At 72.3% G+C, this 21,533-nt stretch carries 18 protein-coding genes and 1 riboswitch; of the genes, 6 read left to right on the top strand and 12 right to left on the bottom strand.

Translation table 11 applies throughout. The annotated features are described in order from the left end of the window. Nucleotides 1-41 precede the first annotated feature (41 nt). The 3 genes from ACFYR3_RS12170 to ACFYR3_RS12160 are packed head-to-tail and all read right to left on the bottom strand — an operon-like array spanning nt 42 to nt 2,643. The gene (locus ACFYR3_RS12170) at nt 42-1,379 is read right to left on the bottom strand and encodes a bifunctional 3,4-dihydroxy-2-butanone-4-phosphate synthase/GTP cyclohydrolase II (RefSeq protein WP_355839449.1); all 1,338 of its coding nucleotides are present in this window, start codon (nt 1,377-1,379) and stop codon (nt 42-44) included. Next, a complete protein-coding gene (locus ACFYR3_RS12165) occupies nt 1,376-2,011 on the bottom strand; it encodes a nicotinamide mononucleotide transporter family protein (RefSeq protein ID WP_355839451.1) in 636 nt (211 codons plus the stop codon). The genes ACFYR3_RS12170 and ACFYR3_RS12165 overlap by 4 nt, the downstream gene beginning before the upstream one ends. After that, nucleotides 2,008-2,643 (bottom strand): riboflavin synthase, encoded by a 636-nt coding sequence (locus tag ACFYR3_RS12160; RefSeq protein WP_355839453.1) that lies wholly within the window; start codon nt 2,641-2,643, stop codon nt 2,008-2,010. Before ACFYR3_RS12160 ends, ACFYR3_RS12165 begins: the two co-directional genes overlap by 4 nt. 153 nt (nt 2,644-2,796) lie before the next feature. Further along, nucleotides 2,797-2,927, bottom strand: a riboswitch (FMN riboswitch). A gap of 366 nt (nt 2,928-3,293) precedes the next feature. Between ACFYR3_RS12160 and ACFYR3_RS12155 the strand changes: the two genes are divergently transcribed. After that, nucleotides 3,294-4,223, top strand: a complete 930-nt coding sequence (locus tag ACFYR3_RS12155) for an RNA polymerase sigma-70 factor (RefSeq protein ID WP_389282660.1) — start codon at nt 3,294-3,296, stop codon at nt 4,221-4,223. Between the two features lie 289 nt (nt 4,224-4,512). Then, entirely contained in the window at nt 4,513-5,262 is a 750-nt protein-coding gene (locus ACFYR3_RS12150) for an SDR family oxidoreductase (protein ID WP_389282658.1), read from the top strand. A gap of 520 nt (nt 5,263-5,782) precedes the next feature. Here the strand turns inward: ACFYR3_RS12150 and ACFYR3_RS12145 are convergent. Further along, entirely contained in the window at nt 5,783-7,015 is a 1,233-nt protein-coding gene (locus ACFYR3_RS12145) for an ROK family transcriptional regulator (RefSeq protein ID WP_389282656.1), read from the bottom strand. Nucleotides 7,016-7,146: 131 nt separating this feature from the next. Between ACFYR3_RS12145 and ACFYR3_RS12140 the strand changes: the two genes are divergently transcribed. Further along, complete coding sequence (locus ACFYR3_RS12140) at nt 7,147-8,358, top strand: MFS transporter (protein ID WP_389282654.1); 1,212 nt, start codon at nt 7,147-7,149, stop codon at nt 8,356-8,358. Here ACFYR3_RS12140 and ACFYR3_RS12135 read toward each other — a convergent pair. Together ACFYR3_RS12135 and ACFYR3_RS12130 are read right to left on the bottom strand one after the other, a co-directional pair. After that, nucleotides 8,318-8,776, bottom strand: a complete 459-nt coding sequence (locus tag ACFYR3_RS12135) for an acyl-CoA thioesterase (RefSeq protein ID WP_389282652.1) — start codon at nt 8,774-8,776, stop codon at nt 8,318-8,320. The two genes, ACFYR3_RS12140 and ACFYR3_RS12135, sit on opposite strands and share 41 nt — an antisense overlap. 99 nt (nt 8,777-8,875) lie before the next feature. Beyond that, complete coding sequence (locus tag ACFYR3_RS12130) at nt 8,876-10,084, bottom strand: alginate lyase family protein (RefSeq protein WP_389282721.1); 1,209 nt, start codon at nt 10,082-10,084, stop codon at nt 8,876-8,878. Between the two features lie 254 nt (nt 10,085-10,338). Between ACFYR3_RS12130 and ACFYR3_RS12125 the strand changes: the two genes are divergently transcribed. Further along, nucleotides 10,339-11,730, top strand: a complete 1,392-nt coding sequence (locus ACFYR3_RS12125) for a uracil-xanthine permease family protein (protein WP_389282650.1) — start codon at nt 10,339-10,341, stop codon at nt 11,728-11,730. Here ACFYR3_RS12125 and ACFYR3_RS12120 read toward each other — a convergent pair. Further along, nucleotides 11,712-12,821, bottom strand: a complete 1,110-nt coding sequence (locus tag ACFYR3_RS12120) for a glycoside hydrolase family 6 protein (RefSeq protein WP_355839983.1) — start codon at nt 12,819-12,821, stop codon at nt 11,712-11,714. The two genes, ACFYR3_RS12125 and ACFYR3_RS12120, sit on opposite strands and share 19 nt — an antisense overlap. 173 nt (nt 12,822-12,994) lie before the next feature. Between ACFYR3_RS12120 and ACFYR3_RS12115 the strand changes: the two genes are divergently transcribed. Together ACFYR3_RS12115 and ACFYR3_RS12110 are read left to right on the top strand one after the other, a co-directional pair. Next, nucleotides 12,995-13,669 carry a DUF5995 family protein gene (locus ACFYR3_RS12115; protein WP_389282648.1) on the top strand — a complete coding sequence of 225 codons (675 nt, stop codon included), beginning with the start codon at nt 12,995-12,997 and terminating at the stop codon, nt 13,667-13,669. Between the two features lie 92 nt (nt 13,670-13,761). Then, nucleotides 13,762-14,691: an LLM class F420-dependent oxidoreductase gene (locus ACFYR3_RS12110; protein WP_356783120.1), complete on the top strand. Its 930-nt coding sequence runs from the start codon at nt 13,762-13,764 to the stop codon at nt 14,689-14,691. A gap of 30 nt (nt 14,692-14,721) precedes the next feature. Here the strand turns inward: ACFYR3_RS12110 and ACFYR3_RS12105 are convergent, their stop codons facing one another. The 5 genes from ACFYR3_RS12105 to ACFYR3_RS12085 form a co-directional block, all read right to left on the bottom strand. After that, entirely contained in the window at nt 14,722-16,416 is a 1,695-nt protein-coding gene (locus ACFYR3_RS12105) for an NAD(P)/FAD-dependent oxidoreductase (RefSeq protein ID WP_355839472.1), read from the bottom strand. Between the two features lie 61 nt (nt 16,417-16,477). Beyond that, a complete protein-coding gene (locus ACFYR3_RS12100; protein WP_389282646.1) occupies nt 16,478-17,305 on the bottom strand; it encodes a carbon-nitrogen hydrolase family protein in 828 nt (275 codons plus the stop codon). A gap of 923 nt (nt 17,306-18,228) precedes the next feature. Next, on the bottom strand, nt 18,229-18,609 hold the full coding sequence (locus ACFYR3_RS12095; protein WP_389282644.1) for a DUF742 domain-containing protein: 381 nt from the start codon (nt 18,607-18,609) through the stop codon (nt 18,229-18,231). A 7-nt stretch (nt 18,610-18,616) separates the two neighbouring features. Beyond that, nucleotides 18,617-19,117 (bottom strand): roadblock/LC7 domain-containing protein, encoded by a 501-nt coding sequence (locus ACFYR3_RS12090; protein WP_355839476.1) that lies wholly within the window; start codon nt 19,115-19,117, stop codon nt 18,617-18,619. Next, the gene (locus ACFYR3_RS12085) at nt 19,107-21,419 is read right to left on the bottom strand and encodes a nitrate- and nitrite sensing domain-containing protein (protein ID WP_389282642.1); all 2,313 of its coding nucleotides are present in this window, start codon (nt 21,417-21,419) and stop codon (nt 19,107-19,109) included. Before ACFYR3_RS12085 ends, ACFYR3_RS12090 begins: the two co-directional genes overlap by 11 nt. Nucleotides 21,420-21,533: the final 114 nt, after the last annotated feature.

The raw sequence follows: 21,533 nt of genomic DNA, 5'->3' as shown, positions 1-21,533 counted from the left end.
CGATGGTGCTGTGTCGTGCCGGTGGTACCGGTCGTGCGGTGTCACTGGCTCCCGCAGGCCGACACGGTGGTCGCGTCGAGCCAGGGCAGGTCGTGTCCCATCCGGTCCCGCTTGGTCTGCAGGTAGCGCAGGTTGTGCTCGCCCGCCTGCACGGGCATCGGCTCCCGCCCGGCGACCCGCAGGCCGTACCGGACGAGCGCGTCGGTCTTGTCGGGGTTGTTTGTCAGCAGACGCAGGCTGTGGACGCCGAGGTCCTCCAGGATCCGCGCGCTCGCGCCGTAGTCCCGGGCGTCGGCGGGCAGGCCGAGTTCCAGGTTGGCGTCGAGGGTGTCCCGGCCGCGCTCCTGGAGTTCGTACGCGCGGAGCTTGGAGAGCAGGCCGATGCCGCGCCCCTCGTGGCCGCGCAGGTAGACCACGATGCCGCGGCCCTCGGTCCGGATGCGCTCCATGGACGTCTGGAGCTGGGGACCGCAGTCGCACCGCTGCGAGTGGAAGACGTCGCCGGTGAGGCACTCGGAGTGGACGCGGACGAGGACGTCCTCGCCGTCGCCGATCTCGCCGAGGACCAGGGCGACGTGCTCGACCCCGTCAGCCGTGGAGCGGTAGCCGTACGCGGTGAACTCGCCGAAGGCGGTGGGGAGATGGACCTCGGCCTCGCGGCGGACGGTGGGTGCGGCGAGGGCCGCCCCGGTCTCGGCCGACGTAGCGCGTTCGGTGGAGCGGCGGTAGGCGATCAGGTCCTCGATGGAGATGATCGTCAGGCCGTGCTTGCGGGCGAAGGGGATCAGCTCGGGGAGCCGCAGCATCCGGCCGTCCTCGCCGGCGATCTCGACGATCGCTCCGGCCGGGCGCAGACCGGCCAGCCGGGCCAGGTCGACGGCGGCCTCGGTGTGACCGTTGCGGGCCAGGACGCCGCCGGGCCGGGCGCGGAGCGGGAAGATGTGGCCGGGGCGCACGAAGTCGTCGGCCACCGAGGCGCCGTCCGCAAGGAGCCGCAGGGTGGCGGCGCGGTCGGCGGCCGAGATACCGGTGGTCACCCCGTGCGCGGCGGACGCGTCCACCGACACCGTGAACGCGGTCTTCATCGACTCGGTGTTGTCGTCGACCATCTGCGGCAGGCGCAGCCGGTCGAGTTCGTCGCCCTCCATGGGCGCGCAGATCAGCCCGCGGCACTCGCTCATCATGAAGGCGACGATCTCGGGGGTCGCCATCTCGGCGGCGACGACGAGGTCTCCCTCGTTCTCGCGGTCCTCGTCGTCGACGACCACGATGGGGCGGCCGGCCGCGATGTCGGCGATGGCCTGCTCGACGGGGTCGAGCGCGAAGTCCGAGGCATCTTGATCGTGCCCGGTGCTGTACCAAACCGGCGCCGTTGTCATGCCGGGGCTCCTTCCAGGACGGGCTGCCCGGCCTCACGGGAGCGCAGCCACCAGTCGCGCAGGCCCCACAGGACGAGCGCGCCGTACAGGACGTAGACGAAACCGGAGAAGGCGTAGCCGTTGGCGAAGTTGAGCGGGACACCCACCAGGTCGACCAGCAGCCAGGCGAACCAGAACTCGACCATGCCGCGGGCCTGCGCGTACATGGCGACGATCGTGCCGACGAAGATGTAGGCGTCCGGCCAGGGGTCCCAGGACAGCGTCGGGTACGCGTGGAACAGCGCGCTGACCGCGAGGGTGCCCACCGCCGCGGCGCCCACCATGTACGCGCGCTCGCGCCAGCTGGCGAACCGTACGGAGATGCGCCCGTCCTTGCCCTCGCCGCGGTTCCACTGCCACCAGCCCCACAGGGCGACGACGATGACGACGACCTGCTTGCCGGCGCTGCCGGTGAGGTGGCCGAAGAAGGCGACGAAGAGGATGACGCCGGAGAGGAGCTGGACGGGCCAGCTCCAGAGGGAGCGCCGCCAGCCGAGCGCGAGGGCGATCAGACCGATCACGTTGCCGATCATGTCCGACCACTTGATGTGCTGGTCGAGGAGGACGAAGGCCTCGGAGTTGAGCCAGTTCACCGCCCGGCCCCCTGGACGCCGGGCGGACCGGCGGGCTGCTCGCCCCGGGCGCCGAGCAGTCGCTCGACGTACTTGGCGATGACGTCGACCTCGAGGTTGACCGGATCGCCGGGCTGCTTGCGGCCCAGCGTGGTCAGATCGAGGGTGGTGGGGATGAGGCTGACGGTGAAGTAGTCCGGGCCGGCGTCGACGACGGTCAGGCTGATGCCGTCGACCGTGATGGAGCCCTTCTCGACCACATAGCGCGAAAGGTCGGCGGGCAGCGAGATCTTGACGATCTCCCAGTTGTCGGACGGCTTGCGCTCGATCACCGCGCCGGTGCCGTCGACATGTCCCTGCACGATGTGACCGCCGAGGCGCTCGCCCACGGCCATCGGCCGTTCCAGGTTGACGCGGGAGCCCACCGTGAGGGCGCCGAGGCTGGAACGGTTCAGGGTCTCGGCCATGACGTCGGCGGTGAACTCGTCGCCTTCGTGCTCGACGACGGTGAGACAGACTCCGTTGACGGCGATGGAGTCGCCGTGCTGCGCGCCCTGCGTGACGACGGGGCCACGCAGCCGGAAACGCGAGGCGTCGTCGAGCATCTCGACGGCGGTGACCTCACCCAGCTCTTCGACGATTCCGGTGAACACTTCCCGGGTCCTCCTGCCTCATAGGGCACGGACTCCGGGGCTGTCGATGACGACAGAATGAGCGGACCGCGGCACACCGGGAGCGACGCCGAAAGGTCACTCGTCCCGAAGGACGAGAAGCGACAAACGGCAGCGCGCACAGATGCCCGCCCGCCGCGCACTGCCTCCCATCCGGACTTTAACCGTCGGTCCAGGAATTTCACCTGGTCAACCGGCCGCTGGAAGCGACCGGGTCGCGGACTGTAACCGCCGGTTCGGAATTACACCGACCCCGGAGTGCGCTGCTTCTGGTACAGAGCCAGTGTGCCACGCCCGACCGACGACCATGCGGCGGCACCCCTGTGGGGTGGCTCACAGCAGATCGGCGTGGACTTCCGCGGAACCGTTCCTCCGGTCAACTTCCGTCACGACGCGCGACCTTGGGCCGTATCACGCGACCCCAAAATTGGTCCATACCTATTGACGCTATGGTCTAGTCCTCTTAGTGTCCTCGATCAAGACTGAGTGATCATTCATCGCCGGTCCCCCCACGATCGACCCGGCGGCGGTGACGAAGGCCCTTGCCCCGCCGCCGGGTCCCCCAGCCGGCACCCGCGGACCCCGGGCACCCGCGCCGTCCGCGGGCGCCCGGGCTCTGCCACTCTGGAGGCGTGACGACGAGCCTGGCCGACGAGTTCGAGACGTACCGCCCGCGCCTGTTCGGGCTCGCGTACCGGATGCTCGGTTCCGCCGCCGAGGCCGAGGACACCGTTCAGGACGCCTATCTCCGCTTCAGCGGCGCCGACCGCGCGGAGGTCGAGCAGCCCGGCGCCTGGCTCGCCAAGGTCGTCACCAACCTCTGCCTCAACCGGCTGACCTCGGCCCGCGCACGGCGGGAGCGGTACGTGGGGCCCTGGCTGCCCGAACCGGTCGTCACCGCGGACGGCACCCTCGGCCCCCTGGAGTCGGCGGAGCAGCGCGACGCCGTGTCCCTCGCCCTGCTGGTCCTCCTGGAGCGGCTCACCCCGACCGAACGGGCCGTCTACGTGCTGCGGGAGGCCTTCGCGTACGGCCACCGGGAGATCGCCGACGTCCTGGAACTGACCGAGCCCAACTGCCGTCAGCTGTACCGGCGGGCGGTACGACGGATCGCCGCGCCGAAGGCCCGCTTCGAGGCCCCTCCCGAGCAACAGGCCCGGCTCGTCACCTCGTTCCTCTCCGCCGCCCGCGAGGGCGATCTGACCGGTCTGGAGCGGCTGTTCGCGGCGGAGGTCGTCTGGTGGTCCGACGGCGGCGGCAAGGTCTCCGCGGCGCTGCGGCCCGTCGAGGGTCGCGAGAAGGTGCTGCGCTTCCTGGCCGGTGTCCTCGGCCGGGCCTCGGCGGACGGCGTCGGCCTGTCGATGACCGAGGTCAACGGCCGTGCCGGGCTGATCGCCCGCGGGCCCGAGGGCGCCGACGGGGTCGCCGGTGTCAGCGGCGTCATCGGCGTTGTCGCCTTCGAAGCCCGCGACGGTGTGTTCACGGAAGTGCGGGTGGTCATGAACCCCGACAAACTGGAGTTCGTGGGGCGCCAGCTGGCGCAGACCCGGATCCCGGGGTGAGCGGAAGCGGCGAGAGCCGATGGGCCGGACGCCTCGCCGGGCTCCGCTGTCGCCGGTTCCGCCGGTGACGCTGGTTCCGCCGGTGCCGCCCGCGCGGGGTCCGTGGCCGACTGTGCCGCGCACACAGGGCCCGCGGCCGTCCGGCGGCACCGGGCTGCGGTCATGGCTGCGCGCCGGTTGCGATCGTGGTCCCGCACCGGTTGTTGTCACATCCGCGCGGGCTGTCCCGTCTCAGTCGGTGAAGGGCGCTCCACCCGGGAGTGTCCGGCGTCGAAAGGGCTGAACAAACATGACCACGATCCTGGTGACCGGCGGCACCGGTACCCTCGGCCGGCTCGTCACCGAGCGACTGCGATCGGACGGCCACGAGGTGCGGGTGCTCAGCCGGCACGCGCAGCCGTACGCCGTGGATCTGCGCGAGGGCGGCAGCGGCCTGGACGCGGCCGTCGCGGGGGTGGACGCGATCGTGCACTGCGCGACCTCGCCACGAGGAGGCGACGAGCGGGCGGCCGCGCAGCTGATCGCGGCCGCGCGCCGGGCGGCCGTCCCGCATCTGGTTTACATCTCGATCATCGGCGTGGACAGGGTCCCGTTCGGCTACTACAAGACCAAGTGGGCCGTGGAGAAGCTCATCGAGGAGTCCGGGCTCGGCTGGACGATCCTGCGCACCACTCAGTTCCACAACCTCGTCGCCCAGGTCCTCGCCGGGCTCGCCAAGCTGCCCGTACTGCTCCTCCCCGCCGGGGTTTCCGACCAGCCGATCGAGGTCGCCGAGGTCGCCGACCGGCTGGCCGAACTGGCCGCCGGGGCACCCGCGGGGCGGGTCGAGGACATGGGCGGGCCCCAGGTGCGCAGTTTCCGTTCGCTGGCGTCCGCCCACTTGCGCGCCACCGGGAAGCGACGCCCGCTGCTCGACGTACGTCTGGCGGGCCGGGCCTACCAGGCGTTCAGGGACGGGCACCACCTCGCACCGAGGCGCGCCGTGGGGAAGGGGACCTTCGAGGACTTCCTGAAGGCGCGCTCCCAGAACACACGCTGACTCGCCCGGTGGCCTCGGTTGGCCGCCGGCCTCGGCAGCCCCCGCCACCGCCCGCCGGCCACGGCTCGGGGATCGCTGGAAGCCCGGGCCGCCGGGCCACCCGGGATTTCCCCGGATCCCGGACCGCTGCACCGCCCCGGGTCCCCTGGCCCGGGGCCCGGGCCCATCCCCCCACCGAGTCCGCCGCCCCCGCGCTGGCCCGGCACACCACCCGGGACCCCCGGACCCCGGCCTCGTCACCCCACCAAGTCCGCCGACCTCCCGCCTCGGCCCGGCACACCACCCGGGATCCCTGGACCCCGGCCTCGTCACCCCACCACGTCAGCCGACCTCCCGCCTCGGCCCGGCACGCCACCCCGGGTCACCTACACCCCGGCCCGGACCCCATCACCCCACGGTCCGCCACCCCGCCTTGGCCCAGTACGCCACCCGTGCTCCCTGGACCCCACCCCCGGCCCCTCACCGCCGACCCCCCGCCCCGGCCCGGCACACCACCCCGGGATTCCCCTGTCCTCGGGACCTACCGCACCGACGGCGGAGCGAACAGTTCGTCCTGGGCGCCGTCGCGTGCCGTCAGCAGGGCGCCGCGCAGCACCGCGCCTCCGCCCAGCGTGCTCGCCCGCACCTCGGTCGGGAGCGGCGACATCCGGACGAGCCGCCGTTCGACCCGTGCGGCGAGCGCGGCGCCGCCCGCCTGGCCGACCTCGCCGCCGAGGACCACGCAGCCGGGGTCCAGTACGGCGATGACGGAGGCCGCCCCGATGGCGAGGCGGTCGGCGAGGGCGTCGAGGAAGCCGGCGGCCTCCGGGGAGCCTGGTGCCGCCACCGCCTGTCTCACCAGCGCCGCGGCGTGCGGTTCATGGGCGTCCGGCTCCGCCGAGACGCCGTGCTCCGCCGCCAGCACCGCGACCGCCGCCGACCCGGCCAGCGAGTGGAAGCCGCCCTCGCAGTCGGTCGCCGAGGGGAGGGTCGTGGTGCCGGGCACGGGCAGGAAGCCGATCTCCCCGGTGCCTCCGGAGGCGCCGCGGCGCAGGGCGCCGTCGAGGACGACGGCGGCGCCGGTGCCGTGGCCGAGCCACAGCAGGACGAAGGTGCCGCGGTCGCGGGCGACGCCGTCGCGCTGTTCGGCGAGCGCGGCCAGGTTGGTCTCGTTCTCGACGAGGACGCGGGCTTCGGGGAGCCGTTCCTGGAGAGCGGCGACCAGCCGCCGGTGCCAGGCCGGCAGGCCGGAGGAGTCGCGGAGTTCGCCGGTGGCGGGGTCGATCAGGCCGGGCGCGCCGATGCCGACCGTGTGCAGCCTGCCCCACCCCCGGACGAGTTCGCGCGGGGGCGTCGCCCCGAGGGTCCCCGCCGCCTTCGCCACCCGCTCGACCAGCGCGACCGCCTGCTCCACCGCCGGTCCGGTCCCGGTGTCCCCGCCGATCGGCACGGACGCCTCGGCCAGGACGTGACCGACCAGGTCGGACACGACGACGGAGACTCCCTCCGTACGGACGTCCAGCGCGGCCAGGTGGGCGCGGTCCGCGACGATCCCGTAGACCCGGGCGTTCGGGCCGCGCCGCTGCTCGCCCGATTCCCCGACGACCGTGATGAGGCCCGAGGCCGTGAGGCGTTCGACGAGGTCGGCGACGGTCGGCCGGGACAGTCCGGTGAGCTGCTTCAGCCGCCCTGCCGTCAAGGGGCCTTCCTGCTGCAACAGCCGCAGGGCGAGCCGGTCGTTGATGGCCCGTGCGGTGCTCGGGGATGCGGGCATGCCGGGAATCCTCCCAGAAGTGCGGGGCCGTCCGGCGGGCGGGCGGCCGACAGTCGTCTATCTATCAGGCAGGGTTCCTGATAGTTTACGGCGGCGGAATGGGGAACCATCACCCGGGGAGGGGCCGGAGCATGAGTGAAGTGGTCTACGACCAGCGCGAGGTCAAGCGCGCCCGGTACGCCGTGGCGGCCGTCTTCGCCGTGCACGGAGCCGTCACCGGGTCCTTCGCGACCCGCGTGCCGTGGATCCAGGACCATGCGTCGGTCAGTGCCGGGCAGCTCGGTTTCGCCCTCGCCTTCACCGCTCTGGGCGCGTCCTGCTCGATGCCGCTGGCCGGCCGGATCACCCACCACTTCGGCAGCCGTACGGCGCTGCGCGGACTCATGGCCCTGTGGACGGTGGCGCTGGTCCTGCCGTCGCTCGCGCCGAGCCTGCTCACCCTGTGCTTCGCGATGTTCGTCTACGGCGCCACGGCGGGGATGGCGGATGTCGCCATGAACGCGCTGGGTGTCGAGGTCGAGAACCGGCTCGACAAGTCGATCATGTCCGGGCTGCACGGGATGTGGAGCGCCGGCGCCCTGATCGGCGCGGCGGCCGGCACGCTCGCCGCGCAGCTGGGCTCGGACGCACGCCTGCACCACGCCCTGGCCGCGGCGACCCTCACCCTCGTCGGTCTGGTCGCCTGCCGCTGGGTGCTCGACCTGCAGCCCGCCGAGGACGAGGAGCCGCCGCCACGGTTCGCGCTGCCGCCCCGGTCGGCGCTGCTGATCGGCGCGGTCGGCTTCTGCGCGGTCTTCGCCGAGGGCGCGAGCCTGGACTGGTCGGCGGTCTATCTGCGCGACCGGCTGGACACCTCGGCCGGTCTCGCCGCGGCCTCGACCACCGGCTTCATGCTGACCATGGCGGTGGCCCGGCTGGTCGGCGACTCGGTGGTGAACCGATTCGGCGCCGTGCGCACCGTGCGGGCGGGCGGTGTGCTGGCCGTGCTCGGCGGGCTGTTGATCGTCGTCGCCGAGCAGCCGGCGGTGGCTATGGGCGGCTTCGCACTGCTCGGCCTCGGTATCGCGGTCGTCGTCCCGCTCTGCTTCGCGGCGGCCGGACGCAGCGGCCCGAATCCCAGTCAGGCCATCGCGGGCGTGGCGACCATCACGTACACCTCGGGTCTGATCGCGCCCAGCCTGATCGGGTCGGTTGCGCAGGCGACGAGCCTGGTGGTGTCGTTCGGGCTGGTCACGGTCCTGGCGTTCGGGCTCACCGCGCTCGCGGGTGTGCTGCGCGCGGGCGACCGCACCCGTCCGAAGGTCAGTTCCCCGAGCGCAGCAGTTCCCGACCCACGGCCCTGAAGCGGTCGCTCCACGGCGTCGGGCGCAGCGTCCCGGCGTCGAGCCGGACGAGCACACGGGTTCCGTGCGCGTAGGTGACGGCGCCGTCGAGGGAGCAGAAACGGAAGCCGTACGTCAGCCCGGTGTTCCCGAGCCTTTCCAGCCAGAGGTGGACGGCGTACGCGCCGGGACGGCTGACCGGGGCCTCGTAGGCGATCCGCAGTTCCTTGACGGCGTTGCACGAGTCGCCCGCCGCCTCCCAGTCGCCCTCGAAGCCGAAGCCGCTCTCGTTCCACAGTGCGGTCCAGGCCCGCTCGACCATGACCGGGTAGCGGGCGTTGTGCAGCAGTCCGAGCGCGTCGAGGTCGTCGAAGTGGACGGTGACGGGCAGCAGCCGTCCGTACGGGAGGGCGGGGGCGACGGGGGCTTCGGCGATCACGGGCGGGACTCCTGAGACGTACGGCGTGCGGATGGGGCGGCCTGGCTGAAAATGATGCCCCATCCTAAGCAAACGCTCAGGAGCCCGGTCCGGGCGGGATCAGCCGGTGATCGAGTCGAGCTGCTCGGCGGCCGGCCGCAGCTCCCACAGATCGCCACCGGGCGGCGCTTCGAGCTTCGGCACGGCGGCCCGCGCGGCCCGGTCCCCCGCGTCGGCCGCCGCGTGCACCACATCGCTCGCCGCGAAGCGATGGAACTCCAGCTCGGGGTGGTTCCACGGCTGGGCGCCCGTCGCCGCGGGCAACAGGTAGTCGACCGCCTTGAACAGGCTCTGACCGTCCGGCCCTTGATAGGACCAGAGGTCCACGCCGACATGGCGGCCGATGGCCGCGAGCCGGGTGTAGGCGACCAGGTCGAAGGTCGAGTAGTGCCAACTGCGGGTGCGGGCCAGCTCCTGGGGCTGAGTGCCGTCGGCGGCGATCTGCGGGTCGATCCGCAGGGCGCGCGCGTCGAGCACGGTCCGCCGGGCGAGGGCCTGGTCACCGGTCGCGTACGCGAGGGCGGCGAGCTGCATGTCGTAGAACGTGCCGTGGTTGTTCCGGGCGGCGCCCTCCTCCTTGCCGAAGGCGCTGTCCGTCAGCCAGTCGCGGAAGCCGGTGTTCCAGTCGAGCATCGCGGCCCGGTCGTGCCGGGACCAGCCGGGGGCGCCGGTGTCCAGGACGGCGATCGCGTCGAGGACGCTCGTGTAGGACTGTGAGAAGTCGATGATGCCGATGGCCCGGCCGTCGTACTTGCAGGGGATGAACTGGCCGTGGTCGAGGTTCGGGTTCATCCTCGTGGCCGGGTCCAGGAACCAGGTGCGCAGGATCCGGGAGGCCTTCTCGGCGTACTGCTTCCTGCCGGTGTAGTACCAGGCGAGCGCGAGATCGTACGTCGAGTCGAAGACCTTCTCGACGTCCTGTCGGTCGGTACCGGTGTCCACCTCGGGGTTGCGCTGTCCGTCGCGCTGGACGTACGGACAGCCCCAGGGGTTGTCGGCGGTGGCGGGCTGCGAGGGCCACCAGTACGGGGCTTGGCTGAGGTAGTCGTGCACATCGCCGCCGGGGGCGGGTTTCGGCTTGTCGACGACCGTCCAGGGGCCCTGGTCCAGCCAGTTGTCGGCGCGGGCCGTCAACGCCCGCAGCGAGTGGGCGAGTCGGCGGTCGCCGTGGTCCAGGCGGATGCGGGTCCGCCGGAGCCGGCCGCCGTCGAGGACCGCGGTCCTCGGGATTCCGGGCGCGGAGCGAGCGGACGCCGAGTGGACGTCCACGGACTCGGTACGAGCGGACGTGGAGGCGGTGACCACGGACGCCGTACGGGCGGACGCCGAGGGGACGACGACGGACGCGAGGGCGACGGTGGCCGCGGCGACCACCACGCCCAGTCTGGATCGTGCACTCACGGAACACTCCGATCAGACATATGAACGATGTTCACGAGTAGGGCCGTGCGAGCGTAGAGGCCGCTGGTTGGCCCTGACTATGGTCCGGACCGATTCACGTACAGAGAAAGCGAATCCTCACCATGGACCTCGGCGTGCGCTGGAAATTGCACGGCGACGGGCGGACTCCCGCCCCGGGAGCGGTCGTCCGCCCCGATGAACGCCTCTCCTGGCCCCGGACCTTCGGGCTCGGCGCCCAGCACGTGGTGGCCATGTTCGGGGCGTCCTTCGTGGCACCCGTCCTGATGGGTCTCGACCCCAACCTCGCGATCATGATGTCCGGTGTCGCGACGGTCATCTTCCTGCTCGCCACCCGCGGCCGCGTGCCCAGTTACCTGGGCTGTTCGCTCTCCTTCGTGGGCGTCGCCGCCGTGATCCGTGCACAGGGCGGGACCAGCGCGACGGTGACCGGCGCGTGCTTCGTGGTCGGCGTCGTGCTGTTCCTGGTGGGGCTCGCCGTCCAGCGGTTCGGGGCGAGGATCATCCACGCCGCGATGCCGCCGATCGTGACCGGCGCGGTCGTCATGCTGATCGGCTTCAACCTGGCGCCGGTGACCGCGTCCACCTACTGGCCGCAGGACGAGTGGACGGCCCTGCTCACCATGCTGGTCACCGGCGCGGCCGTGGTGTGCCTGCGCGGCTTCTGGTCACGCATCGCGATCTTCCTCGGACTGGTCTTCGGCTATGTCATCTCCTGGACCTTCGACCGGATCTTCGGCCGGATCCACTCGGTGGACGCGAGCGGCAAGGTCACCGACCACTGGCGCCTGAACCTCTCCGGGGTCGAGAACGCCGACTGGATCGGGCTGCCGTCCTTCCACGGACCCTCCTTCCAGTGGTCGGCGGTCCTCGTCGCGCTGCCGGTCGTCATCGCGCTGGTCGCCGAGAACGCCGGGCACGTCAAGGCCGTCGGCGAGATGACCGGCGACCCGCTGGACGACAAGCTGGGCACCGCGATCTCCGCGGACGGCGCCGCCTCCATGCTCTCCACCGCGGTCGGCGGCCCGCCCAACACCACGTACTCCGAGAACATCGGCGTGATGGCCGCGACCCGGGTCTACTCCACGGCCGCCTATTGGGCCGCCGCCGGCTTCGCCCTGCTCTTCGGCGTGTGCCCCAAGTTCGGCGCCGTGGTCGCGGCGATCCCGGGCGGCGTCCTCGGCGGCATCACCGTCATCCTGTACGGCATGATCGGGCTGCTCGGCGCCCAGATCTGGCTCAACGCCGGGGTGGACCTGCGCAATCCGCTGAACCTGGTGCCGGCCGCCGCGGGCATCATCATCGGCATCGGCGGGGTCACCCTGAAGTTCACCGACAACTTCTCGCTGAACGGCATCGCGCTGGGCACCGTCGTCGTGATCACCGGCTACCACGCGCTGCGGGCGATGGCCCCGGCCCACCTCAAGCAGGAGCCGCTCCTCGACTCGGGGACGTCGGCGTACGACGATCCCGGGGATCAGCCTGCCAGCTCATAGGCGTATTCCGCCGAGAAGGTGCCCGCTGTGCCCCGGCAGCCGTCCGACTCACCCGGCGGCTTCACCCACAGGTAGGCGTCGATCCCCGCCTCCCCGGTGCTCAGGGTCGGTGCCTGTCCGATCCTGCGGCCCGGCGGATCGCACCACGCGCCGCCGGCGGCGGGGCCGTTGCCGTTGCGGCTGGTGTCGATGACCGCGCCGAATCCCGCGGGCCCGCCCAGCGCGGACAGCACGCGCCGGGCGTAGGCGATCTCGTCAGTCGTCCGGTTGAAGTTGGAGACGTTGGTGAAGATGCCGTCGGACGAGGCGGGTGAGGCCGCGCCCGCCCGGCGGAGCAGCGCGGCCTGTGCGGCGGCCGGGTTCCAGTCGGAGTTGCCCGCGTCGTAGTAGACCCGGGCCCTGGGGTTCGCCGCCTTCAGGACGCGTCCCGCGCGGGCCAGGGAGGCGAAGCGGCCGGCCCGCCCGCCCTCGGTGAGGCAGTCGGACTGGGCGACCGAGTCGGGCTCCAGGACGACGACGACCTCGCCCGAACCGAGCCCTGCCGCGATCCCGTCGATCCAGCCGTCGTAGGCGGCGAGGTCGGACGCCCCGCCCTCCGAGGCGCCGCCGCAGTCGCGCCGCGGGATGGCGTAGGGCACGAGGACGGGCACCCGGCCCTGCGCGGCGGCGGCCGATGTCACGGCCCCGACCCGCGCGGTGATGGTGGCCGGCGTGAAGTCCGCGAACCACACGGCGGCCGGGCGGTCGGCGATCCGGGACTCGATGACCGCGCGCCGGGCGTCACCGGGGTGGGTGTCGAGCCAGTCGCGTACCTGGGAGTCGGAATGGCGGTAGAGGAGGGCCGGGGCTGCCGGAGTCCGCGGCCTCCGCGCGGTCGGCGAGGGTTCGGGAGCCGGTTCCGGGGAGGCCTGCCTCGACGGGGACGGCGCGGCGGAGCTGAGCGAGGGCATCGGCACAGCCGACGGCGTGCCCAGCGCGGACGAGTGGGTGACCAGCGGTTTCGCGTCCTCCGCGCGGTGCCCATCGTCGAGCGCGGACACCGTCCCCGTCACGGTGCCGACCGCCACCACGACCGAGGCCACGGTGACCATGACACCGCGTGCGGCGGACCGGCCGGGCCCGGTCCCGCGCTGGGCCGGCCGCTGGGCACGTAAGCCTGACACGTACTGTTCCCCCCACTCCCGCCACGACCGCGTTCCCCCGTTCTGGGGAAGCCGTCGGCCCGGCGGCACGTCGGCCACCCTAGGACTGGGACGCTGCCCCCATGGCGCAGTCGGCACAGTTCACCACTTCCGTTGACACGGTCGTCTCCCGTATGCGCGCCCTGGACGCGAGGCTCCCCGAGCGCGACGGTCTCGCGGTGTTCAACCGCGTCTACCTCACCGTCACCGAGGAGTTCGACCGGCATCTGGACGCCGGGGTATTCCCGGACCGCCGGGCCGCGATCACGCTGGACGTACGGTTCGCGGAGCGCTATCTGGCGGTGGCCGAGGAGGGCCGGGTGCCCGCCTGCTGGCGGCCGCTGCTGCGCTTCCGCCGCCATCCGGGGGTACGTCCGCTGCAGTTCGCGATCGCGGGCATCAACGCGCACATCGGGCACGATCTGGCGCTCGCCGTGGTGGACACCTGTCGTACCCTCGCGTGCGAACCGACGGACCTGGAGGACGAGTTCGACCGTGTGGGCGATCTCCTCGTCTCGCTGGAGGAGCGCATCCGCGAAGAGCTGATGCCGGGCCCCGACCTGTTCCAGATCGCCGATCCGCTCACCCATCTGCTCGGCTCCTGGAGTCTGGAGCGGGCGCGCGAGGCCACCTGGGCGGCGGCGCGGGCCCTGTGGGCGCTGCGCGGACTCCCCGACCTGGCCGAGGAGTTCGGCGAGCGCCTCGACGCGGCGGTGGGCCTGGCCGGCCGGATGCTGCTCACTCCCCTGCCGGACTGATCCGGCCACGCGGCGCGGTCCTCACCGGAACTCGGCGCGGATCACTGTACGTTGAACGGTCGGCACTCCCTGATGCGAAGGAGCACACAGGTATGACGACGCGACTCGGCCTCACCCTCCCGCAGATGAAGCAGTACGACCTCGGACGGGACGTGCCCGACGTGGCACGCGCCGCGGAGGCCATCGGGTACGAGAGCCTGTGGGTCTTCGAGCGAGCCCTGTTCCCGGATCCCCCGACGCAGGGTCTGTACGGCATCGAGGGACTGGCCTGGCCGGAGGGGTACCGCGGCGTCGCCGACCCCTTGGTCACCCTGACTCTCGCGGCCGCGGCCACCGAGCGCGCCGAGCTCGGCACCAGCGTCCTGGTGGCCCCGCTGCACGTGCCTTTCCAGCTCGCCAAGGCCCTCGCCTCGCTCGACGCGGCGAGCGGCGGCCGGGTCGTCGCGGGCTTCGGCTCGGGCTGGTCGCTCGACGAGTACGCGGCGGCCTCCCCGCGGCCCTTCGAGGAGCGCGGCCAGGCCCTCGACGAGGTGATCGGGGTGTGCCGCGCGGTGTGGGGTCCCGACCCGGTGGTCTACGACGGCACGCTCACGAAGATCGCGTCGGCCGCGGTCGGCCCCAAGCCCGCCCGGCCGATCCCGATCCTGCTGGCCGCCAACACCCAAAAGGCGCGGCGCCGGCTCGTCGACCACGCCGACGGGTGGATGCCGATCGGCATGGGCGTCGAGCAACTGGCGGCGCAGTGGACCCAGTTGCAGGACCTGGCAGCCGAGCGCGGCCGCACGGAGCCACTGCGGACCGTGCTGCGCACCAACCCGCAGTACACGGCGAAGGGGTACGAGGGTGCGAACCGCCAGCCCTTCCAGGGCAGCGTCGACCAGATCGTCGAGGACCTGGTCGCCCACGCCGAGCTCGGCCTCGGCGAGATCTTCTTCGACCTGCAGAGCTCGGTGCGGGACGCCCAGGAACTGAAGGACGTGGCCGCCGAGGTGTACGAGGCGGCGCGGGCGGCCGGGGTCTGACCCGCCCGCCGCGCGCCCCGCGGGGAAGGGTCAGTCCTCGGGCAGTTCCACCGGTGCGATCTCGTCGTAGACGTCGCCGGGCCCGGGGTTGGTCGGGTCGGTCGTCCCGCCGAGCTGGTGCATGACGCCCCAGACCGCGTTCAGCGCGGTCTGGACGGCGCCCTCGGCCCAGCCGGCCGTCCAGGAGATGTCGTCGCCCGCGAGGAAGATGCCCCGCTTGTCCTCGGGCAGCGCCTCCTGCATGAAGTGCGTGAACAGGCGGCGCTGGTAGCGGTAGTGACCCGGCAGGTTGGCCTTGAACGCGCCCATGAAGTAGGGCTCGTTCTCCCAGGACACGGTCACCGGGTTGCCGATGATGTGCTTGCGGATGTCGACCTTCGGGTAGATCTCGCCGAGCGACTTCAGCATGACCTCCATCCGCTCGCCGGCGGAGAGCGGCAGCCACTTCAGGCTGTCGTCGCACCACGTGTACGAGAGGCAGATGACGGCGGGCTTGTCCGGGCCCTCGTCGAGGAGGTAGGTGCCTCGCGTCATACGGTCGGTGAGCGTCATCGACATGACGTCACGGCCCGTCTCCTCGTCCTTGTCCAGCCAGAACGGCCGGTCGACGGGCACGAAGAGCTTGGAGCTCTCCATGTAGTGGGTGCGCTCGATCGCCGTCCAGTGGTCGATCGGGAAGAGCGAGTCGTCGCAGGCGACCTTGGAGAGCAGCATCCAGGACTGGGCGGTGAAGATCGCCGCCTTGAACGTACGGATGTCGCCGTTCGCGTCCGTCACCGTGATGCCGTTGCCCGCGGTGCGGTTCAGCCGGGTCACGGCAGGACGCGGGGCGCCGTCGTGCAGTGTCGACAGCGAGGTGCCGTACGCCCAGTGGACGATCTTCTCCGGCTCGCGCTCCCACAGGCGCAGCGGAAGCTGCTGGGAGCCGCCGACGATGCCGCGGTGGTGGTCGTCGGCCTCGGTGTAGACGACGCGCAGGATCTCCAGGATGGAGTTCGGGAAGTCGGTGTCCCAGCCGCCGGTGCCGAAGCCGACCTGGCCGAAGATCTCGCGGTGCCGGAAGGACTTGAAGGACTCCGACTCGCAGAGGAAGCCGTAGAAGGTCTGGTTGTCGAGCTTCTCGACCAGCTTCGACCAGATCTCCCGGATGCGCGGCACATCGCGCTCCCGCATGGCCTGGTTCATGTCGGAGAAGTCGGCGCCGTCCTCGAGACAGGCGTTCCAGGCGTTCATCACGTCGCGGTAGACCTGCGGCAGGTCGTCGACGGAGGTCGCGTAGTGCGACTCGCCCTTGAGGTCGACGACCGTGGACGGCGTGGACTCCGCGAGGGGGTTGGGGAACGGCCGGGTCTCGAGGTCCACCAGATCGATGTAGTGCTGGAGGGCGGTGGAGGACGGCGGGAAGCGCATCGCGCCCATCTCGGCGGTGAGCGAGGGGTCGCAGCCCTCGAAGCCGACCGTGCGCAGCCGGCCGCCGATCTCGTCGGCCTCGTACACGACGGGCTTGAGGCCCATCTTCATCAGCTCGTACGCGGCCACGATGCCGGAGAGTCCGCCGCCGATGACGGCGACCTCGGTGCCGTGCTCGGTCGCGGGTATCTGCCCGAGGCCCGCGGGGTGCGCGAGGAAGTCGTCGTAGGCGTAGGGGAAGTCCGGGCCGAACATGGTGATCGGCGGCTGCTGCACGTCTGCGTGCTGGACGGCGGTGGGCACGGTGGACGTCATGGGGTACGGACTCCTTGCGCGAAAACTGGTGAGGGGGAGGCTTGTCGGACCGGGCCGAAGATCAGATGAGGGACCCGTAGAGACCGGGGCGACGGTCCTTCAGATACGGGTTCGTCTCGCGTGAGGCCGCGAGGAGGACGGGGTCGGCGTCCGCCAGGACCAGTTCCTCGCCGCGGCCCGCACGGGCCCGGGCGACTCCGTCGGGCGAGGCCAGCGTGGACAGTCCGACGAACTCGAACTCCCCTTCAGGCCCGGTGCGGTTGACGTAGGCCACGTACATCTGGTTCTCGAAGGCGCGCACCGGGACGACGGATTCGGCGACGAACTGGAACGGGTGCATCTGCGCTGTCGGCACGAGCAGCAGGTCGGTGCCGGCCAGGGCGTGCGCGCGGACGTTCTCCGGGAACTCGACGTCGTAGCAGATCATGAGGCCGACCCGGAGGCCGTTCAGTTCCGCCTGCACGACGGGCTGGTCGCCGGGCGTGAAGTGGTCGTGCTCGAAGCAGCCGAAGAGGTGGGTCTTGCGGTAGTTCGCGAGCCGGGTGCCGTCGGCGGAGATCAGCTGCGCGGAGTTGAAGACCCTCGCCCCGGCGTCGGCCGTGGAGTGCTCGCCCTCGCCTCGTCCGGCCTCGCGTTCGGGGTAGCCGTAGGCGACGGCCACGCCGTGCCGGGTGGCGATCTCCGCCACCGCGTCGGCGGAGTCGCCGTCCGCGGGCTCGGCGAGGCGCGCGATGTCGTCACCGATGGCGTAGCCGGTCAGGAACATCTCCGGCGTCACGATCAGCCCGGCGCCCGCCGCGGCGGCACGGCTCGCGGCCTCGTCGAGCACCTTGAGGTTCTCGACGATCGAGCCGGGGCGGCCGGAGCTCTGGAGCAGGGCTGTGCGCATGCGGGTTCTCCACCGGTACGAGGGGGATTCGGGGGCTCGATAGACGGTACGGTCGGGCGGCTCGGGGGGACAAGAAGGACCCGTTGCGCGCCACCGAACGATTCATTGCGTGCGCCCTGCCCCCGGCGGCGATTCGTTGCGCACCTCGCCGCGCACCCCGGTCTTGGCCCCGACCCCCTGGAGACGCAGGTCACAGACTGGTTTCGCGCCCCGGGACGGAGAGGTCGCGGAGACGACTCGGAGACCGACCGGGGAGGACACGAAGACGAACCGGAATCGGACCGGGGAGGTACGGGGGCGGCCCGGACTCGGACCGGAGACAGGGCGACACGTGGGAATTCCAGCCGGTCCCGTCCGGCGTCCGGAGGCTGGTGGTCCGGAGGCTGGTGGTCCGGCGTCCGGTGGTTCGGCGGCCGGTGGTTCGGCGGCCGGTGGTTCGGCGGCCGGTGGCCGGCGGTCCGGTGGCCGGCGGTCCGGTGGCCGGCGGTCCGGCGTCCGGCGTCCGGCGGTCCGGCGTCCGATAGCCGGCGGCCGGTAGCCGGTGGCCGGCGGTCCGGTGGCCGGCGGTCCGGCGTCCGGCGTCCGATAGCCGGCGGCCGGTAGCCGGTGGTCCGGTGGCCGGAGGCTGGTGGCCGGCGGTCCGGTGGCCGGTGGTCCGGCGGCCGGTAGCCGGTGGTCAGGCGTCCGGTCGTCCGGCGTCCGGTCGTCCGGTGGTCGGCGGCCGGCGATCCGGCGGCCGGTGGCGGGTGGCCGGCGGCCGGTAGCCGGTGGCCCGGCCTCCGGTGGCCGGCGATCCGGCGGCCGGCGGTCCGGGCGTTCCGACTCCCGCGTCCAGCCCTCCGGGCGGCCCGACCCCGCATCCAGCCCCCCGGACGGTCCGCCCCCCGGCGGCCCGACCTCGCATCCGGCCCCCAGACGGGCGCTCACAGCTCGCGCAGCCGCTCCACGATCTCGCGCAGCAGTTCAGGGTCGGCCGCCGGACCGCCGGGCGGCGGCCGGTACGGCTCGTCGATGCGCAGCAGACCGGCCTCGGCCAGATCGCCGAGCAGGACGCGTACGACGGTCAGCGGCAGGTCGGCGTCCGCGGCGAGCTCGACGACCGGCCGGGGTGCGCGGCGGGCCAGGTCGAGCAGGGCCGCCGCGGCATGATCGACACCGGGCTGCCCGGCCTCCGTCTCCAGGACCGTGACCTGCGACATCAGATCGATGACGTGCCGGTCCGAGGGCCGGGTCCGGCCCCCGGTGACGGTGTAGGGCCGCACCATCGGCCCGGTCTCGTCCTCGTACCAGTGATCGTCGGTCACGGGCGGATCAGTGGCCCGCGGGGTCAGCCGCCGAACGTACGGCGGCGGCCATGTGGCGGCCGACGCGGCGGACGAGCAGTTCCATCTCATGGGCGAGCTGTCCGACGTCCGTCTGGACCTCGCTGAGCACGGCCAGCCGGCTCCCGTCACCCGCCGGGGTGATGAAGAGGTAGGCGTCGTCGAGCATCACCATGGTCTGGCGCACCCCGCCCGCGGCGAAGCGTTCGCCCGCCGAACGGGCGAGGCTGTGGAAGCCGGAGCAGACGGCGGCGAGGTGTTCGATGTCCCGTCTACCCATGCCCTCCGAGCAGCTCAGCGGCAGTCCGTCGGCAGTTAGGAGCACGGCCTGGCGGACATGGTCGGTCCTGGCAACCAGGTCGTCGAGCAGCCACCCGAGATCGGTGCCGGGCCGGTCGGAGTCGCCCCCGGACTCGGAGGCACCCGCCGGTTCCGGGTGCCGGCCCTCAAGGGTCTGGGCAGGGTGCTCTGGGAGCTGGTCAGGGCGCATCGTCGGCGTCCGTCCCTTCCTCGGTGTCGGTTCGCTGCGCGGGGCCGGGCCGCGCGGCGCCGGACCCGCTGGTGCCCGGCTGCGTGGGCAGGCCCTTGCGGCCGCGGTCGAGGCCGCGCTGGAAGGCCCCGAAGACCGCGCGCATCTCCTCCGGAGTGACCTCGCGCTCCGGCGTCTCGTCTGCCACTGGAGCCGCGGTGCGCAGCTCGGGGGCGAGGGCCCGCTGGCGGACCCGGGTGGGCAGCTCGGGCGGGGCCGGGACCGAAGTGTCCTGCGACACGGGGCCGGCCTCCTCCCGCCGCGTCTTGCGCTGCTCCGGGAGGACCACGGTGCCCGTCCGTGAGGGGAGCCCCACCGGGGCCGAATCCGCCCCGACCGCCGAGCGCGCCGATTCCACCGGCGCGAGAACCGCCTCCGGCAACAGCACCACCGCCGTCGTGCCGCCGTACGGGGAGCGGCACAGCGTGACCTTGATGCCGTGCCGTGCGGCGAGCCGGCCCACCACGTACAGGCCGAGCCGGTCGTGCCGGGTCGGGTCGAAGTCGTCCGGCGTGGTGAGGGTGCGCTGGGCCTCCTCGATCTGTTCGGGCGCGAGACCGAGACCCCGGTCGTCGATCTCCAGGACGAACCCGCTCCCGGCCCGCCCGGTGCGCAGGGTGACCTGGGTGCGGGGCGGCGAGAACACGGTGGCGTTCTCGACGAGTTCGGCGATCAGATGGACGACGTCGGCGACGGCGTCCGCCGCGACGCCCACCTCGGGCATCGGGGGGACCACCACACGGGTGTAGTGCTCGATCTCGCTCACCGCGGAGGACACCACCTCCGCGACGGGCACCGGCCGCCGCCAACGGCGGCCCGGGGCCGAGCCGGAGAGGATGATCAGACTCTCCGCGTGGCGCCGCATGCGCGTGGTGAGGTGATCGATCCGGAACAGGTCGTCCAGGATGTCCGGGTCGTCGGTGCGCCGCTCCAGCGTGTCGACGAGTTTGAGCTGGCGGTGCACCAGCGCCTGGTTGCGGCGGGCGATGTTCAGGAGCACCGCGAACAGCCCGCGGCGCAGGGTGGCTTGCTTGACGGCGGCCTCGACGGCGGCGAGCCGGGCGGTGTTGAAGGACCGGCCGACCTGACCGATCTCGTCGACCACCGCCTCCACGTCGGCCAGGGGCGGCGCCTCGGCGGCGGCGTCGACCTCGTCACCGGCGCTCAACCGCTCCATGACGTGCGGAAGCTGACGGTTGGTCAACAGGTCGGCGGCATCCCTCAGCGACTCCAGGCGGCGCGAGATGCGCCGGGCGCCGCGCACCGCGAACCACAGGGACAGTCCCACGGCGGCCAGTCCGAGCACGCCGACGATGGCGGCCTTGCCCAGCTCCTGGTAGGCGAACGACCGTCCGCGCGCGGCGGAGTTGATCGCCGACCGGGTGCACAGCCGCATGTACCGCTTGACGGCACGGTCGGTGGTGGTGCGCCAGGAGCCGGCCGCGACGGCCTCGCCCGCGCGCTGCGCGCCTGCCCGCAGCAGGGCGTCCTCGTCCCGGGTCAGCTCCTTGTGCAGGTCCTCGCGCTGGAAGGCCTCGAAAAGGGCGCGTGAGTCGGCCGGCAGGTCGGGCACGTAGGTCCGCTCGAAGACCCGGCGGTCCTCGATGGTCGCGGTGAGGGTGTCGTACTGGCGGTCGGTGAGCGTTCCGGCGGCCCGTGCACCGGCGACGAGCGCGTCCTCGCGCGACACGAACTCCCGCACCCGTACCAGCTCTACGACGACCTGTGCCTCACGGGCCAGTTGTCCCGCCTGGAGCGCCGTGAGCGCGGACTCGACGTCGAAGCCCGGTTCCACCAGGGCGCTGTATTCGGCCACGGCCCGGTCCCAGGTGACGGAGCGGGACAGCACCCGGCCGCGCAGCCCTTCCAGCCCGTCGGCGGAGTGGAGCATGGCGTCGACCGCCTGCCGCTGATGGCCGGAGAGCCGGCTTCGGTCCCCGTTCCGCACCACCGTGCGCAGCGCGGTCACGGCGCGGTCGGTACGGCGTTCCTGGGCCAGCAGGTCGGCGCCCGCCTTCGTCCCGTTCGCCGCGCCCAAGTACGCGGCGGCGAGGCGCCGTTCGATCTGGATCTGGCCGATCGCCGTGTCGACCGGCGTGCCGAAGGTGTTGTAGACACCCTGGAGGCGGACGAGCGCGCGCAGTTCGCCGGTGACGGACACCATGGCGAAACTCCACAGTGTCATGAGGGCGATCACCGGAGCGATCGAGAGGGCCACGATCCGCGAACGGACCGTGGACGGACGACCGAAGGGCCAGCGCATGGTCTCCCCAGGACGACAGGACGGTCGGGTGGCCGGGTGACGGTCGGTAACCCATCGGGTGTTACTCGCGGGTAGCGATCGCGGCTCAAACTAGTGGATGGCGAGCCCGGACCG

The organism is Streptomyces sp. NPDC005784 (assembly GCF_042871525.1).
Classification (GTDB): domain Bacteria; phylum Actinomycetota; class Actinomycetes; order Streptomycetales; family Streptomycetaceae; genus Streptomyces.
The sequence above is the reverse complement of the archived record's forward strand: the minus strand, read 5'-3'. Positions and strand labels throughout refer to the sequence as shown.

Excerpts from the sequence above, each read along its gene's own strand:
- ACFYR3_RS12115 (WP_389282648.1), top strand. The coding sequence starts at position 12,995 with ATGGCGCAGTCGGCACAGTTCACCACTTCCGTTGACACGGTCGTCTCC.
- ACFYR3_RS12100 (WP_389282646.1), bottom strand. The coding sequence starts at position 17,305 with ATGCGCACAGCCCTGCTCCAGAGCTCCGGCCGCCCCGGCTCGATCGTC.
- ACFYR3_RS12125 (WP_389282650.1), top strand. The coding sequence starts at position 10,339 with ATGGACCTCGGCGTGCGCTGGAAATTGCACGGCGACGGGCGGACTCCC.
- ACFYR3_RS12140 (WP_389282654.1), top strand. The coding sequence starts at position 7,147 with ATGAGTGAAGTGGTCTACGACCAGCGCGAGGTCAAGCGCGCCCGGTAC.
- ACFYR3_RS12170 (WP_355839449.1), bottom strand. The coding sequence starts at position 1,379 with ATGACAACGGCGCCGGTTTGGTACAGCACCGGGCACGATCAAGATGCC.
- ACFYR3_RS12120 (WP_355839983.1), bottom strand. The coding sequence starts at position 12,821 with ATGGTCACCGTGGCCTCGGTCGTGGTGGCGGTCGGCACCGTGACGGGG.
- ACFYR3_RS12105 (WP_355839472.1), bottom strand. The coding sequence starts at position 16,416 with ATGACGTCCACCGTGCCCACCGCCGTCCAGCACGCAGACGTGCAGCAG.
- ACFYR3_RS12145 (WP_389282656.1), bottom strand. The coding sequence starts at position 7,015 with ATGCCCGCATCCCCGAGCACCGCACGGGCCATCAACGACCGGCTCGCC.
- ACFYR3_RS12090 (WP_355839476.1), bottom strand. The coding sequence starts at position 19,117 with ATGCGCCCTGACCAGCTCCCAGAGCACCCTGCCCAGACCCTTGAGGGC.
- ACFYR3_RS12150 (WP_389282658.1), top strand. The coding sequence starts at position 4,513 with ATGACCACGATCCTGGTGACCGGCGGCACCGGTACCCTCGGCCGGCTC.
- ACFYR3_RS12085 (WP_389282642.1), bottom strand. The coding sequence starts at position 21,419 with ATGCGCTGGCCCTTCGGTCGTCCGTCCACGGTCCGTTCGCGGATCGTG.
- ACFYR3_RS12110 (WP_356783120.1), top strand. The coding sequence starts at position 13,762 with ATGACGACGCGACTCGGCCTCACCCTCCCGCAGATGAAGCAGTACGAC.